The sequence below is a fragment of the Spirosoma gilvum genome, assembly GCF_054776815.1.
In genome coordinates this window covers 422,529-438,882 of the sequence record NZ_BAAHBH010000008.1, presented here as the reverse complement: position 1 = coordinate 438,882, position 16,354 = coordinate 422,529, and the positions used below count along the sequence as shown (strand labels likewise).

The window sequence follows — 16,354 nt, the reverse complement described above, 5'->3', positions numbered from 1 at the left end:
CTGCCTAAGAATCGCTACGATCTGCGATTCGGTAAATCGTGTTGCTTTCATTTCCCTTTTGTTTACCAATGAAATTAAAGTTTTTTACTCTACTTTTCACTGGCTCACTTTTAGGGGGTCAGGACAATATATAATGGCCTATTTTTTGAAATAAGAGATATATACAATAAAACTTACAGAAAGAAATATAAAAAAGATTTTAGAGGGTATTATTGCAAGGATTTTTCAGAAAGTTACCTTTTATATAGAGTACTTGGCGATATATACAATAAGAGAACATATAAAATGCTTTCTGGTGATAAAATAGCAGAAACCTTTGCTGGAGGACCGGATTATTATATTAGAAATGGCAATAAAATATTTTTATTTGAAAATAAGGATATTTTCATAGATGGCATATTGAAAGGGTCAACTGTTTTTAGCCAATACAAGGATTTCATAGATGAGAAATTGGTATTAAAAGAAGGTATTGGTCAACTTCTTAATAACATTGAATTTACTTTAAAAAAGCAATATACTTTTGATAAGTCATATAGCATCTCATCTTGTAAAATATACCCAATAATTGTAACGCACAGGTCTGAGTATGACGCAAGTGGTTTAAATAAATATTTAAAAGGTAAGTTTCGAGAACGATTGAAGAAACTACAAGATCAAGGTCTGAAAACTGATAGAGTGCGCGATTTGACAGTAATCAATATCGATACTCTGCTGCTTAACAAATACAAGTTACAAGATAAAAGTCTACTTCTTGAAAATTTAATTGATGAGTATCATTTCTCAGTTAATACAAGGCCTATGAATGCTCAAACAAGAGAAAGCTTTAATGCGAGAATAGATGATATGTATCTCTCATTTCATGACTATTTAATGAATAACCCAGATAAGGAAAGAGCCTCTTACAAAGATGCTTTAGTAGCTTGGGCTGAAGAGATGATAAGGTTATTCCCATATCCAGAATCTGAAAACTAATTTTATGCGTTCTTAGCAAACTTCTGATTCTGATTACTTTGGTAATCAGCAATAGGCTTGCGATAAAACCCCAGTCTTCTTTCCTTGATATAGCGCTAGCAGTAGAGGCCGACCTTTTTGGTTTCACTTTCTTAAACCAAATGATCTCTGCAGGCCGAACGGAGATTGACCAAATACAATCATGTTCTCCATCTAAGCACAATGGTGTCAAGGTGTTTGACACCATTGTGCTTAGATGAAAACGAATTCCTTCAACTAGGATAAATGGGCCTTCTCCCCTATCCAGGATTTGGCCGTAAATGGGTATCTACACTCTCCGCGAAGTTCCTCATTACTCCTTTCTCAAACTTCCCAAATCGCCCTTTTTACTATCCTCCTTTTTAATGGTGTCAAAAGGTGTTTGACAGTGTTTTTGATGGTGTCAAGGTGTCAAAACCTATATAGGGGGGTTGACACCTTGACACCATTGACACTCAAAAACCGGGATTACGGAGTCTGCTCCAAACAGGTCTAAAATCAGCGAAAATAAAGGCGAATTTACTATCGGTATTGGATGGCAATTATTATCGGCTTAGAAAGTAACTAACCGATTAGCTCAATACTATGTACTTATCCATCAATGAGGCACCACGTTGATAAGAAACCGTAAAAGTTTGGTACTACTTTGTTACTCGTACCTACTAATCCAATAGTTATATAGCTGATTTTTAGCAATTTATCTTAGTATTGTTAGTTAATGTATCGGAAAGTAAGTCCACTGAGCAACTATATACCAACCTTATACTAAATGACTTGTAAAGCCCTAAAAATGGGCTTTTTCTGTGCAATATACTATATGTTTGTTGAGTTTCACTACTGGTTTGTTCAGTAATTATTTGTACCTTTATTGTACCTCCCTGACGAGCTTTTAGCAAAAGTTCTTTTTTTAGGCGAGATTATGCAACATATAGCACCGTTAGGAAACCATACGAAACTTGCTGCTATGTCTTCATAGAATCGGGGGCGAAACGATATAACGATGAGTTCAAATATTCGAGTAAGACGAATCTGTGAGCAGTGCGGCAATGAGTTTGAAGCACGCACGACGGTGACGAAAACCTGTAGTGATGCCTGTGCCAAGCGTGCCTATAAAGCCCGCCAGCGTGCAGCTAAAATTCAGGCGAGCGACGAGCCGACAAGAAAAATTATAACCAAACCACTCGATGACATCCGGGCGAAGGAAGCGCTGAATATTGCGGAGGCTAGTCAGTTACTGGGCGTGAGCCGATGGACTATCTGGCGGGCTATCCGTTCTGGACATTTGACTGCGATTAAGCTGGGCCGACGTACTATTATTCGCCGATCTGATATAGACCGCCTTTTTGAACCGACAGCAAGATCCATAGAGAAAAGTCTCCCCGTGCCAGTTCCCCTTATTGATTGCTATACGATGAAGGAGATACGGGAAAAATTTGGCATATCCGATAAGGCATTGTATGAGCTTATTCTCCGACACGAGATTCCGAAGCAATATAGCGGCATATACGCTTACGTACCCAAGTCCCGGATTGATCAACTGCTAGCCCCTACCCTACCATGATAAAAGTTAAACTACGCAGAAAGCCGATTACGGATGGAAGGACCAGCCTATACCTGGACTATTATCCTGCCATTCCTCATCCTGACACAGGCAAGCCTACCCGGCGCGAATTTCTGGGGCTATATCTATTTAATAGGCCAAGAACGCAGCCCGACAGAGATCAGAATGCCGATACAGTCGCCCTGGCTGAAACCATACGGGCACACAGGCAGATTGAAGTCCAGACGGGCGCGTACGGCTTTCTGTCGAAGAAGATACAGAGTACCTGTTTTGTTGCCTACTGTGAGCAATTAGCTGCCACTCGCACCGGAAGTACCAAAGATGGCTGGGATAGTGCGCTGCATTACCTGCGAGATTTTACCGGCGGCACACTCAAAATCTCCGATCTGACGATTAAGAAATGCAGGGATTTTCGCACGTACATGATGCAGACAAAAAGCCAGCGCAATGACGAGCGGTTGGCTGTCAACTCCGCTGCCAGCTACTTCAATAAGTTCAAGGCTGCTCTGAAGCAGGCATATAAAGACGGACTAATTAGTACTGACCTGGACGCAAAGCTGGAAGGGATCAGGCTAGCGGAAACCAGGCGAGAGTACCTGACATTGGCAGAGCTTCAGGCACTGGCTGCTACAGACTTCCCGGCCCTTCCCGTACTTAAACAGGCGGCTTTGTTTTCCGCGCTGACGGGTTTGCGCTACTCTGATATTGAAGCCCTAACCTGGGGGCAGATACGACACGACCCCTTGAGTGGTTATACCATCGCCTTTCGACAGGAAAAAACGGAAGGAGTTGAATACATGCCTGTTTCTGAACAAGCTGTTTCGTTACTGGGTCAACGTTTAGGTGATAATCAACCTATCCTGCCAGGGTTAATGTATTCAGCTCACTGGAACAACAAACTTAAGCAGTGGGTAAAAGATGCCGGCATTACCAAACCGATTACATTCCATTCCTTTCGTCACGCGTACGCTACTATCCAGCTCACTCTTGGCACTGATATTTATACGGTCTCGAAGATGCTAGGCCACCGCGAATTGAAGACAACGCAGATATACGCTAAAGTTGTCGATCAGGCCAAACGAGAGGCTGCCGATAAGATAAAATTAAACCTCTGACAAGAACGCAGCCACTGCTTTAATCAGGAGAAGTAAGTCCTTAATACAAAATAAATGTAATGTGCCCTCCTCAAATAACCCTCCAGCATATAGCCGGACAGAACAGGATCGGATAACGGATTCGGTCGCCCAGCTTTTAGATTTATTTACCTGGATTGAATTAGATGCGGATAGTATCGTAAGTTTTTGGCAGAGATCGGCTATAAGTAATCTGCACCCGTTCACAACGGAATTAAGGAACAATATCACATGGGCTGTCAATACATCACAAATGAAAGACTATAAAGACGCTCTATGGAGGGAGCTAAAGCCTGTTGATATACTGATAGAAAAAATAGACCAATGGCTTTCAGATCACCCTGACAAAAGCAATACTGCGGCTGTTTTTTTGAGTCAGTTCATTGTATCGAAAAATGAACCAAGGTCTATATATACGCCAGACCCACATCAAGAATTACGAAACGCCTTAAACGAGATACACATCTTTCTTAATGCCATCCTGCAAACTGTAGTTGACATTTGGCAGCCATTACTTTCGGACACAACACAACAGCTTCAAAAAATAGAAAACTCCTGTCAGACAGTAGAATCAGTTTTTTCAGAGCCAGATTCACAAATTCGAAAATTCAATGATGTGCCATCCGAAATTGCGAGAAAGTATTTCATGCAATTAGAGACTCAAAAAAATAAACAGGGTGAATTTTTCTTAACCGAAGAGCAAGTAAATGATTTTATATGTATAGCCTTCGGCGGTAAAGTAGGAGTCGAGAAGATAACAATTAATGCGAGAACTATGTCAGGAGGTGGAGATAAGAGGAGGGTAGTAGCATTGTTTCATATATTTTACCGTGGATGCACAACCCATTTGACAGGCAGAGGAAAACTCGACAAATTTGGAACCGCTGAGAAGTATGTAAAACTGCTTACGGATCATTTCGACAATTGGACTTTTGAAGAAGTCGCAGGCAACTTTAGAAGCGATGGTGAGTGGCTACCTCTCTCCCATTTTTTGCCTACTTAAAAAAACACTTACAGGATTTACAAACCTTCTTACAAGATCTACAACAGAAATTCAAGCCCATCACTAAGGCTGTAGTATTGCTCAACGATTCACTAACAGATCGTTAGCAATATGGAAAGCAGACCACTTACATTCGATCAAGTGCCGGACTTCCTTTACCAACTAGGTTGTAAAGTAGACGATCTGACGGCACTTTTAAAGACGCAGGCTGGCCTACCCCAGCCCCCTGCTGATCGTTGGCTCAACATCAAAGAATTAAGCGATTATTTACCAGGCAAACCTGCCATTACAACAATCTATGGCAAAGTGCAACGGCGTGAAATCCCTTTTTTTCGGGAAGGTAAAAACCTATTTTTTCTTCAATCACAGATTGACCTTTGGTTGGCCAGTAAGCGGTCTAAAACCGCTCTTGAACTAGCCGAAGTCGCAGAACGACAGACAGTCCGCTTGCGTCGTGGAGGGCGTCAAAAGGTATGAAAAGCCTACCTCCTTCACCTTTAACAGAGACACACACGCCCCTGTTTCCTCTCGACGAGCATCTGCCGTTCGGACCCGCACCCAGTCAAAGACCCCTCACATTGTACCAGGCTGCAACCATCGTAAGAAAAGCTGGCGGATGTGTGTGGCACGTTGATCATCAGCATTATGGAATTATCATCCGCGCCCAAATTGGTTCGAAACAATTGCAGATGGTCAAGCTCCGACCGGATTGTTGCCCATCGCAAATCACGCAAGAACCGAACTCTGAGCTAATAATTCTCAGTACCGCCGAGGTACTAGAAAAAGACCTCGTTCGTGCACTTTCTACCAATTCTCCCCTCCACTAACAAAAAAATGGGCAGCCAGCCCACCACGGCCAGTTGCCCAAAAATGCTTTTAAGGATGACGAAATTTAATAAAAATATTTTAGAAAGCGAACCGCCTATCCGATTTATAGTCAACGGATTTCAATGGTGGTATTACGCTGGTTCGACAAAACAACCCTGGCGAGTTATTCCAGTTGGTGTAGACCCGAATACGAAAACGGATTTTCGGACGGCGACGCACGAAGAAGCCAAGGCGGCATACGCACAATTGAAAGCAGATTTGCACAAAGATGCTGGTTATCATAAAACTGGCAGCACTCCCGAACCCGAAGCCATAGACGTCGAAATTAATGACTTCGACGAGAAAAAGCACGAACAGCGTGACAATCAGCCAGAAGAATGGTCTACTCCACAACCGATCACAACCAGTTTACTCCCTGTTCTTCCATTACTCCCTGAGATGCTACCAGAAGGTCTTCGACCCTGGCTCGTTGATATTGCTTCGCGAATGCGTTGTGCACTGGATTACGTCGCAGCAACCGCCATCGTGATGTTGTCATCCTTGATCGGCACACGGCTTACCATTCAGCCAAAAACTAAAGATGACTGGACTATCGTCCCAAACCTATGGGGAGCGATCATTGGCGACCCTTCAAGCATGAAAACTCCTTCATCCAGCGAAGTTCTGAAGATGCTGAATCGACTGGTGCTATCAGCACAAAAAAAGTATGACGAAGAGAGTCAGGTGTATGAAAAGGAAATGGTTGACTACGAGGCAACGAAAAAAGCGTATTCGGCTCAGGCGCAGGATAGGATTAAGGGGAAATCCATCAGCCACCCGGTCACCTATCCTGACACACCCATAAAACCCAGCGAACGGCGGTACATGGCGAACGATCCAACAACCGAGAAATTAGCCGAGTTACACAATGAAAACCCGACCGGTTTGCTGGTTACCCGCGATGAGATTATTGGCCTGTTAGCTACCTGGGGAAAGGCAGGCAGAGAGCAGGACAGAGCTTTTTACCTGGAGGGTTGGAATGGATATGGCTCCATCACCATCGATCGAATTGCGCGAGGGACCATCCACGTAAAAAATGTTTGTATTTCACTTTTCGGGGGCATTCAGCCTTCCAGACTATTGGGTTACCTGAGAGCTGCAACCCAGTACGAAAATGACGGTTTCGTGCAACGACTACAGGTGGCAGTATATCCTGACAGGGCACATTGGGATTACGTTGACGAGTTTCCAGATAAGAGCGCACGCGATAATGCGTTTGATCTGATTCGGCGGATTTCCGACTCTGACTTTTCTATTATCGCCTTTCCAGCGGACGAGTACAACCGTTTTCCCTTTACCCGTTTCACCCCCTCAGCTCAACAACTTTTCAAAGAATGGTTGACAGAATGGGAAACGAAGACCCTACCTGGTGAGGATGGCCTATTACTTGAGCACTTTACCAAATATCGTTCCCTAATGCCATCGTTGGCTCTCATTTTTCATACGATAAACTCCGAAGCGACACCTGTTGCTGAGTCTGGCAATCAAAAACGGTTGGTATCGTACGAGGCCACAAAAATGGCAATACAATGGTGTGAGTATCTCCAGTCACATGCCCGACGCATTTACGGCTTACTGGATAGCGCAAGTGTAGTCGCTGCCAGAGCCTTGCTCCAGCATCTGAAAGCTGGCGACCTCAAAAATGGGTTCAAGGTGCGTGAAGTGCGACAGAAGGGGTGGGCTGGGTTGAATACTTCCGAAGAAGTCGATTCTGCACTGACCGAACTGATAGCCTGTGGCTGGGTAAAAGAAGTGATCCCTCCCGCCCCTGTCACTGGCCGTCCAGAAGCACCGCATTATCTGATTCACCCACAACTGATTTCTCAAAGTGAATAGTCTACTACCCTACGAAACCTACAGAACCTATTTTGTAGGTTTCGTAGGGTAGTAGAGTGCTCGTTTTTAATAAAAATATGGCAACTCACTTATCCGCCAGGGAAGTACTCAATGTCGAGATCTCCTGTTTCGTTAACTACAACACACCTGGCAATCCAAAGCCGGTCAATCTCTATTGCTGGCTAACGAATACTAAGTATCAATCGAAGGTTGAACTCCTCCGACAACTGACTGATAAATCGAAACGCGATGAAGTAAAGTCTACTTTACCCGCGATCACACCCTCTGGGCTGTTTACCTACCGGCAGGCTGCTTCACTGATTCAACACAGCGGTCTACTTCAGTTTGATATTGACCAGAAGGAGAATCGTCACATCCGTAATTATGCAGCGTTAAAAGGCCAGATTGCCAGGCTCCCTTTTGTGGCCTACTGTGGTTTATCCGTATCAGGAACAGGCTATTGGGGTATAGTACCCATTGCTTACCCGGAACGGCATGGTCAGCATTTCGACGCCTTGAAACGTGTGTTTGCCCACTATGGAATCATACTGGATGAGAAGCCTCGTAACGTGGCTAGCCTGCGCGGCTACTCCTACGATCCTGATGGCTACTTTGCTGAGCAGGTCATGCTATTTGAACTCTACGATGAGCCAGTACCGCTCCCAGTCAGAACAGTTGATTATAGCCAGTTTCAGGATGTAAACGACCATGAACTACTGACTCGGCTGATTCGCTATGTTGGAGCCGCAGGCGAAGGACAGCGTCATGCTATGCTTTTGAAAGCAGCCCGACTAGCAGGAGGTTTTATCGGGGCGGGAAGGCTCGATGAGCAAACAGCAATCTATGCTTTGGAAAGTATAGCCAGTCAGTGGCCAATGTTCAACAAGTCAAGAAGTACGATAAGAGATGGGATTCGCTCAGGTCAGGTAGCTCCATTATATCCAGAAGAACGTACTACACCACTGAAAATAATTTCAAAAACGTGCACTCAACCTACCTACAAAACCTACGAAAGTTCACTGATAGCCGAGGCACGTATAGTGAATGCCGTTAAAACAGTGATTGTTAGCAGCGAGGAGGAGCTACTAGCCGCTCCCTCCGGTGTAATTATTCGCCCTGATCCTGCCCTGGTAATACCAATTAGCGTAGAGCCGGATGACTTTGACGGCTACCCCATTGAACTAGATGAACCTGCCAAAGTAGATGAGAAGCCACAAATACGGCAATATTCAGCAGCCGAATATTTTAGCTGGCAAAGAAATTCACCGCCATTCAACTCTCTCGGATTGCCCTCGCTATCAGCCCGAAACCATAACAATAACTAATCCAGAAATGAATCCAGCAACAACAATCAAGCGTTTAAAATGGGTGGCTTCGGCCTACACGCAGGTCTCACCCATACGGTTTGAAAGAACCGACCCAATCCAACTGTCAGATGAAAGAGTGACGGAGACTCACAAAGCTCTTTTGCCCGACTGGTTTTCGCTCCATCGCGAGCCCTGGACCAAGAGTCCCGAAACGCCCCTTGCTCCTCTGTACCAATTCAGTGCTGAGGTCAACTCTAAAGAGATCGCCTCAGAGCTGTACCGGCGCGGTACAACCGAGTTTTTCGGAGATTTTCTGACCACAGATGAGAAAGGAAAAGAGATTCGGAACGGCATCTTTATTGATCACGAGGGAGACTTGGCTCATGTGGTCGTGTTTCCCTACAGAACTTGTCTGGGTTATGCGCGGGCGAGTTTACTGAGTGCGCTGGCCCTTCACCCAAACAATCCGTTACGTTCCCGCTACGATTAACCCAAACCACGTACTCGATGACTTACCCCCCAACCATCCAGAATGAGGTGAATGCCTTTCTGGCCACGAAAATTGACTATGTCCGACAGCCAGTTGTCCGACTCATTGACGCGTTAGACCATCCAGACCACGGTAATTCAGAGGAGCCGTTCGACACGTCTTCGTTCTCGAAAGAAGACTTATACGAACTGGACCACTGGGACAGTCTGATCCGCTATTATCTGGGTGGTGATGAATTTTCGCTGATCCTGATGAAATGTACGGTCAACAGCAAAGGCGACCGACGGGAGCTTGAGAGCCTGACAACCTTTGTGCTGGCCCATATGGAGGCTCAAATTCTCCAGGCGGAACTGTACGAATTAATGGCGAGACTTGCCACCGTATCCCTTCATATACAGACCCTTCTGAATGACTTATTAAGTGAACCCTAAACCATAAAAACGATGTCTGATGAAAATAACCCTGTTCCACCGGAACAGCCAAAACCACCTATATACAGAACTAATATGCCCGGCGTTAAGACGTTCGCGGGCCGGATGAATAGCATGGGCTACGACGGCGCGGCGATCCTGAATCGTTTCAACGAAGTCGTAGCCTCCGGTGACTCGGCCCAGATTGCTGAGAAAGCCGCCAAGCTGGAAGCGATGGCCCAGAAGGTCGGTTGGCAGGGTGATCTATGGGGGGCAGGTAAGCCCGTCGTGGCCGAAATGCCTGCCGCTACCAAAGCACTGACCGACAGCAGTACGCTGGGCGAGATTACTAAGTCCGCCTGGAACGGGCTGGCCGACGCGGTGACGGGTCTGACCCGCACGCCCCAGGTGTTGCACGATGCGGCGGGGTCGATCTACACCAGACTCTTCGGGGAGCAGGATGCGGGGGCCAAAGCCGATAGCGAACGCATCAACAGCTTCTTTAAGGGCATGGCTGACCAGGCGGCGCAGTACGTCGATAAGGTTAAGTTCGATACCGACACGTCGGGCAGTTACAGTAGTGGTCTGTTCAGCAAGGACAGCCAGGGCGATTGGCATTACAATGGCATTCAGGGAGCGGCCCATAGTATCGGGCAGAGTCTGGGGTTTGCCCTCTCCATGATGGGGCCGGGGCTGGTAGGTAAAGGAGCAAAGGTATTAGGCGTGGGTAGCTCGGCCCTTCGGGCAGCCCAGGCGGCAGGCGATGTGGAGAAAGTGACCCAGCTTACCCGTGCGGCAGCAGGCACTGAGCGCGCCATGCGTTATGTGGGTGGCGTTGTCAGTCAGGTCGAGCCGCTCTACCAGGACGCGCTGGAAGCCACCGGGGATTCCCACAAAGCCGCTGCTTTCACCGCCGCCGTTGCGCCCGTGGTTGCCGCCCTCGACGCATTTACCGGCGTTGAATCCATGGCGATGGGAGGCCGTCAGGTAAGCAAAGCCGCCGTTCGGGAGGCCGTCAAACAGATGGGGGAGGAAATCACCGAAGAGACGATGAAGCCCGTGCTGAAAACGCTTCTGGAGCGCCAGCTTAAAGATCGGCTGGTCGAAGGAGGCAAGCAGTTTGGCATTGAAGCGGGAACCGAAACCGTTCAGGAAGGCTACCAGGCGCTCGTTGAACGGCTATTCGATAAAGCGGCGGGCAACGACAAGCTGGCTAAACACGGCGGTGATCTGGATGCCAGGCTACTGAACAGTCTGGCCATCGGTGGGCTGCTCGGCGGGCCGATGGGTGCCGCCTTTCATCAGACGGAGATTTATAAACCAACTGCATTTAGGTTGCTTTCAGATGCGTACGCCGATGGCGGAAAAGAAGGACTCGCGGGCGGTGTCGATCAACTCCAGCGCGCCATCAGCACCTCCGGCGCGGACGTGGATGGGCGTATCGGATTACGCAACCAGGTCGATAAGATGGCTGAAATTGTTAGTTCATTTAAGGGTAATAGCAAACCCGACGGCAAGACTCAGTTCCAATTTTTCGATTTGAACTACCATCAGTTACCTGCGGCTGAGCAGACACTAGCCGACTATCAGAGTCAGCTCCAGTCGTTTAACAGCGACAGTCCCGTCGATAGCGATGGCAGTCCCATTGACCCAGCCGTTGCCCGTTCGCTGGCTGCTCAGCTTGCGCCCGAAGTAGCCGATCAGCAGCGGCTGGTGACGTATCTGTCGGGCGTGCGTGACCGGCTCACCCAAACGGGCCGCTACCAGGTGTGGGCCAAAGGGGCCGGTGTCATTGGTAAGTACCAGCCCGGCGACCGCGTGGTTGGGCCTGACCAGAACACGCAACAGCAGATTGACGGCACGGTAACAGAACTGTCGAACGACGGGCAGTTCCTAACTATTAAGCCTGCTGATCCGATGGGAGGCGAACCGAAGACCGTGACCGTTCGGGCGATTGACGCCAAACCCTATGCCGAGGTGATGCAACCGAAAACTCCGGTGCAGGAGGCCCAACTGGGGGATGTGGCCGTCGGGGACAATTTAGTCGTTGGCTTCACGCCTTATCAGGCTACAGAGACGGACAACCGACCGACTTTTCAGACAGGGCAACGGGTAGTGCTGGCGGACGATCCTACCCGCAGTTATCCGGTTACGGTAACATCGAACCAGGACGGCCAGCCGACACTGACCATCGAGCGGAATGGTCAACGCCTGCAAGGCACCCTGACTCATTTGACCGATCGTCAAAATCCGAACCGAATCATTGGCGCCTACTCGCCTGAAATGGCGTTGGCCCGGCAGGACCTTGCCCGCCAGAAAGCCAAGCAGGAAGCTGAGTTGCAGAAAATCCGCCAGAAGTTGCCTGCTGCAACTGTCACAGCGTTAGAGTCAATGGATGAAAGTCAGCTCACTAAACGCTATCAGGCTTTAGCAAACAACAAAGCATCGGGTGACGAACGGAAGTTCATTCATCTGCTCTCGCAGGCGCAGGGGTGGCTGGCTTCGACTCCCGAAGCAGACGACCAGCGGGAGCATATAATCAATGCTACTGCCGCTGATACGCCACCAATGGCCGAACCGATTATGGATGCCGGAGAGGAGATTGTCGATGATGCAACCTTTCAGCATATTATCGACAGCGACGAGATACCCACGGAGGTTATTGCCGATATTGCCGCCCGACTGATGGCCGGAAAAGCCCTCACCGAACGTCAGCAACTTTTACACGATGGATTCAGCCAAAAGGACGAGAACGTGTTGATTGGCGCAATGGATGCGTTAAGTGAAGCGGTCATCGTTCAGGAAACTAGTCAACAATCCCCAGCCGACAATGAGTCGATTCAATCAACCACAGCCAACGAACCACGCGCTGAAGCAACGGATACAGGAAGTGGTTCAACAGCATCAGCGCCGTCTGGACAAGGCGAATCCGAACTGGCGTCAACAGCTTCAGGCGAAGCGTCTGCTGGAACCCCTACGACCTCAACGGACAATACCGGTATTCCACCTGATGACTCGACGCCGACGCCTACATCGTCAGATGTCGGTGAGGTACAGACTCTGGTAGCTCAAGAACCGGTCACCAATACTCAACCCACAAACGAAGCGCCCCTGCCTGAATCAGCTCCATTAGCCGTGACTGGCTCGAAAGTGAAAATCCGCCTGGCAGATCGAAAAGTGACGCTTGGTACCATAATAGGAAAGAATGCTGACGGTGACATTATGGTGCGCCGGTTAAACCGGCAGGGAACTGCCGAGGAAGTATTCCCCCATCCGCCCACCGCCCTGCTTTCAGAGCAGGAAACCCCAATTCAGGTTGATACTCACCTGCCACTTTACCAGGCCCAGCCCACAACGCCACCCACTAAGATAGCCGTCGGAGAGCAGGTACTAATTCCTGGCGTTGCTGGTGGGCAGGTCTTGGCCGAAATAACAGCAGTAGAAGGCGACAATGTAACCGCTCGCGTCATCCTATCGGGAATAGAGCGAACGGTGCCGGTTAGTCAGGTTGGGGCGGCTACCGAGGCCGACAAACGACGAACGACAGCCAGATTAAAAGAAAGGAAAGAGGCTGTTCGCTTTCAATCAGCCTCGACGGAGGTTGAACCTATCGGGCAGGCGGCTGTTGCTCACTGGGTCGATAGGTTACGCAGGGCGTTCCCTCGCGTGCGGGTCGTGTTACTGTCGGGTCAAGCAATGGAGGAGCGTTTCGGCGATCCCTACCGAGGAGCGGTCGAAAACGGTGCTGTCTACATCAACTCCGACACCGCAACGGCGGATACGCCCCTACATGAGTACGCCCACATTTACACCAGCGTCTTAAAGAAATACTACCCCCGTCTCTTTCAGCGTGGTCTTGATCTGGTGAAAGGGAGTGATTACGAAGCACGCGTCAGAGCGAGTTATCCCGATCTAACCTCCGATGAGCAGGTGCTCGAAGAAGCTCTGGCTACGGCTATCGGTGAAAAAGGGGTCAACCTACCCACACCCTCGCGTGTTCAGAGTTTCCTGAACTGGGCCAAACTGATGCTGCGTCGGATTGGAGAAGCCATCGGTTTCTCGTTGTCGATGGAAACCAAACTCGATGAGTTCATCAAAGCCCGAGCGTCTGAACTTCAATCAGGTAAGGTTATCTCCCGAAGCAGTTCGCCTGATCTGGCTCTGCCCAGCAACCAGCGGCAGACGGTTGCGCCTGTACAACCTATATCCAACTCACAGCCGGGTACCATTGCCGAAGCGGCCCTCCAGGCTGGACAGCTTACCGATCAGCAACGGAAAGAGTTGGCGGAGTATGATGTCGCCTACGACCCCAACAGCAACACCTACTCCCGTGTCCGTCCTGACATAAAGCGGCATGCAGCCGATATGAGGAAGAGTCTGGCTCAGCTTCGGAATGGTGGTAAGCTGGTTCAATTTGTCCAGACCTACCTCCCGATCCTAAACCCAGACAATTTAATGAGGATGGCTTTCGGGTCGCAAAGTCCCTATTACACTGCCTGGCAAACGCTTCAAGAGCAGCAGCAGCGAGAGGTTGCCAAACTGAACGTCGCGGCCCATGACTTTGCCAAATTAGCCTATGAGCAGCTAAAGGGCAGAACGACGTACCGGGGTGCTACCAGTTATGAGGCTGTGGAAAAATGGGATATAACCGGTGAAATGAACGACCAGCAGCAAACCCTGTCGTTGCCTGTGGACGTGATTCTGGACATCGTGGGGCAATACCGGAGTCTGCTGGCCCAGTACCTTCACATTGACCCTCAGTATAAACAGAAGGCCCTTCGGGGAGAAGAGGAAGCGGCCACCTTTCAGGTACCCAACCCGGAAAACTCGCGTAGTCCACTGGTCATCACACTTTCTAAGTCCACCTTACAAGAGTTGGAACAGCGCGTGTTCTACCAGGATGCCGGAACAAGTGCGCTGTTCCAGGCGTGGGAGCAGTATGCGGCTGAACAATTTCCGACAATCGCTCGCACCTACGCCGTTATCAATGGCAAACCATTGGAACAGGCCATTTGGTACTATCCCATGTCCGTCGCCCGTTCTCAGATGGAACTCGCCCAGCGCAGTATACAGCAGTTCGTTGACGATGCAGGTTTACTCAAGAACCGGCAGGGCGTCCCCGAGGTACTTCAGGCAACAGGCATGTTACAAAGCTTGGGCCGGTATAGCCAGCAGGCAGCCAACTATGTGCAGCTTGCTCCCCTGTGGCACAATCTGGATCGGTTACTCGTCAACCAACGTCAACTATTCGACGGTGATCCGGTCATGCACCGGCTCGGTGGTACACTAACAAAACTGAAAATCGCTTACCAGACACAGGACATTGGCCAGCAGCAGGCACAGCTTGAAACGGCAACAGGTACACTAAATCTGGATAAGCTCCTGCGTGCCGCCACACTCAGCCGTTTTGCTTTTAACCTGGCTATCCCGCTCAAACAAATTACTGGCTATACGTCGGCACTTGGTAATGGGGCTATCCGGGATGAGTTCTTGCTGGGCAGGGAAGGACTAGGTTATCTGGCAACCATTGCTGAATCCTACTGGTTGGTTGGTAAAGGCTCCCAGACTGGCAGCTATTCAGGCGGGCAGACAAGTTTCGATGAGACAATCAATGAGCTTCGATCGGTAAATCACCCAGACGCGGCTGTACTTCTCTGGCGGGTCCAGGGAGCTGCACACCCCGATATTCAGTTTGACGACTGGGGTAGCCTTAGTGCTGATGGTAAATTGCGGTGGGCTGGTGAACGGATGCGTTACTTCTTTGAAGAATATGGTTTGTCTATCAGCCAGCGAGCCGACTCAGCCGTCGTACGCGCATTCTATCAGGCGGCCAAAACTCAGGTACGGCACGATGAGCCTTCGTTGACTGAAGTCGAGGTTCGGGAACGAGCCATTCCACTCGCCAAACAGGCATTGTATTACTCAAACCAGACTTTCGACAAAACGGACAAAGCTCCTCTGCAACTGAATAGTCAATTTCTCCAGCGGCTGCTGAGTTTGTACCGCGGCCAGAATTTTAAAATCTACAACACAATGGCTACCCGCGTTCTACAGCTTGCCTCTGCTCCTGAATCAGACCGCCCCGCAGCCCGGCAGCGGTTGAGAGTGTCGGTGGCTACCAATGCGCTGCTGGCTCCATTAATGACCTTCGGGCTAGATCAATTAATTCGATTTGTTCGCGAATTGCCAAATCAAGATGACGATAAGGAGGTGCCTATCGAGCAAAAAGTACGTCAGTGGACCGGGGAAGCTCTCTCGCAGGTACTCCAGGTGATACCGGGTAGTCCTGGCTTCGACTTCGCAAGCTGGCTGGCTTATAAACTGGGTAATCCAGATACACTACGAACGCCACTGGATGTAAATCCTCTTTCGACTCTGGCCGACTTTGGCCAGGCGATGGGTGAGCTGGTGTTAACGCTGGTTGATAATTATCGCTCGGAAGAGACCCTTAGAAAAGCGGAGGTAAAGATCAGCCAACAGGTCTTGCGGACCGGAGCAACGTTGACAGGATTCTCCCAGGAGATAACCCGCCAGTTGAATCGGGCCATGAACCTACTCTTGCCTGAGCCTAAACCCAAGCACCACCAGCATCGGCATAGCCACGAACCCGAGTACGACTACGGCCTGGAGTATTTGACCGGAACCGATGAAGAGTCACCCCGTGGACGCAGGCATTAATCATAGTAATGGAACATTTGAAATCCGCCCGGTTGCTCTCACCAGTACCGGGCGGTACTTTTTATTAATTAAGCGAAGG

10 protein-coding genes are annotated in these 16,354 nt (G+C 49.1%); all 10 read left to right on the top strand.

Annotated features, from left to right (window positions below; genetic code table 11):
• Window positions 1–285: 285 nt before the first annotated feature.
• The 10 genes from ACYVFD_RS22285 to ACYVFD_RS22240 all read left to right on the top strand — a co-directional run bounded on the left by ACYVFD_RS22285 (window position 286) and on the right by ACYVFD_RS22240 (window position 16,275).
• Entirely contained in the window at window positions 286–972 is a 687-nt protein-coding gene (locus ACYVFD_RS22285) for a hypothetical protein (protein ID WP_461092711.1), read from the top strand.
• A gap of 1,018 nt (window positions 973–1,990) precedes the next feature.
• Window positions 1,991–2,551 carry a helix-turn-helix domain-containing protein gene (locus ACYVFD_RS22280; protein ID WP_461092710.1) on the top strand — a complete coding sequence of 187 codons (561 nt, stop codon included), beginning with the start codon at window positions 1,991–1,993 and terminating at the stop codon, window positions 2,549–2,551.
• Window positions 2,548–3,666: a tyrosine-type recombinase/integrase gene (locus ACYVFD_RS22275; protein WP_461092709.1), complete on the top strand. Its 1,119-nt coding sequence runs from the start codon at window positions 2,548–2,550 to the stop codon at window positions 3,664–3,666. Before ACYVFD_RS22280 ends, ACYVFD_RS22275 begins: the two co-directional genes overlap by 4 nt.
• 271 nt (window positions 3,667–3,937) lie before the next feature.
• A complete protein-coding gene (locus tag ACYVFD_RS22270) occupies window positions 3,938–4,687 on the top strand; it encodes a hypothetical protein (protein WP_461092708.1) in 750 nt (249 codons plus the stop codon).
• A gap of 111 nt (window positions 4,688–4,798) precedes the next feature.
• Complete coding sequence (locus ACYVFD_RS22265) at window positions 4,799–5,164, top strand: helix-turn-helix domain-containing protein (RefSeq protein WP_461092707.1); 366 nt, start codon at window positions 4,799–4,801, stop codon at window positions 5,162–5,164.
• 405 nt (window positions 5,165–5,569) lie between these two features.
• Complete coding sequence (locus ACYVFD_RS22260) at window positions 5,570–7,390, top strand: YfjI family protein (protein ID WP_461092706.1); 1,821 nt, start codon at window positions 5,570–5,572, stop codon at window positions 7,388–7,390.
• A 77-nt stretch (window positions 7,391–7,467) separates the two neighbouring features.
• Window positions 7,468–8,715, top strand: coding sequence for a BT4734/BF3469 family protein (locus tag ACYVFD_RS22255; protein ID WP_461092705.1), 1,248 nt, complete (start codon window positions 7,468–7,470; stop codon window positions 8,713–8,715).
• Window positions 8,716–8,833: 118 nt separating this feature from the next.
• Window positions 8,834–9,187 (top strand): hypothetical protein, encoded by a 354-nt coding sequence (locus ACYVFD_RS22250; protein WP_461092704.1) that lies wholly within the window; start codon window positions 8,834–8,836, stop codon window positions 9,185–9,187.
• Between the two features lie 17 nt (window positions 9,188–9,204).
• Window positions 9,205–9,618 carry a hypothetical protein gene (locus tag ACYVFD_RS22245; protein WP_461092703.1) on the top strand — a complete coding sequence of 138 codons (414 nt, stop codon included), beginning with the start codon at window positions 9,205–9,207 and terminating at the stop codon, window positions 9,616–9,618.
• A 12-nt stretch (window positions 9,619–9,630) separates the two neighbouring features.
• Window positions 9,631–16,275 carry a hypothetical protein gene (locus ACYVFD_RS22240; protein WP_461092702.1) on the top strand — a complete coding sequence of 2,215 codons (6,645 nt, stop codon included), beginning with the start codon at window positions 9,631–9,633 and terminating at the stop codon, window positions 16,273–16,275.
• Window positions 16,276–16,354: the final 79 nt, after the last annotated feature.

Coding starts and splice junctions, on each gene's coding strand:
- ACYVFD_RS22255 (WP_461092705.1), top strand. CDS start 7,468: ATGGCAACTCACTTATCCGCCAGGGAAGTACTCAATGTCGAGATCTCC.
- ACYVFD_RS22285 (WP_461092711.1), top strand. CDS start 286: ATGCTTTCTGGTGATAAAATAGCAGAAACCTTTGCTGGAGGACCGGAT.
- ACYVFD_RS22240 (WP_461092702.1), top strand. CDS start 9,631: ATGTCTGATGAAAATAACCCTGTTCCACCGGAACAGCCAAAACCACCT.
- ACYVFD_RS22265 (WP_461092707.1), top strand. CDS start 4,799: ATGGAAAGCAGACCACTTACATTCGATCAAGTGCCGGACTTCCTTTAC.
- ACYVFD_RS22275 (WP_461092709.1), top strand. CDS start 2,548: ATGATAAAAGTTAAACTACGCAGAAAGCCGATTACGGATGGAAGGACC.
- ACYVFD_RS22280 (WP_461092710.1), top strand. CDS start 1,991: ATGAGTTCAAATATTCGAGTAAGACGAATCTGTGAGCAGTGCGGCAAT.
- ACYVFD_RS22245 (WP_461092703.1), top strand. CDS start 9,205: ATGACTTACCCCCCAACCATCCAGAATGAGGTGAATGCCTTTCTGGCC.
- ACYVFD_RS22260 (WP_461092706.1), top strand. CDS start 5,570: ATGACGAAATTTAATAAAAATATTTTAGAAAGCGAACCGCCTATCCGA.
- ACYVFD_RS22270 (WP_461092708.1), top strand. CDS start 3,938: ATGAAAGACTATAAAGACGCTCTATGGAGGGAGCTAAAGCCTGTTGAT.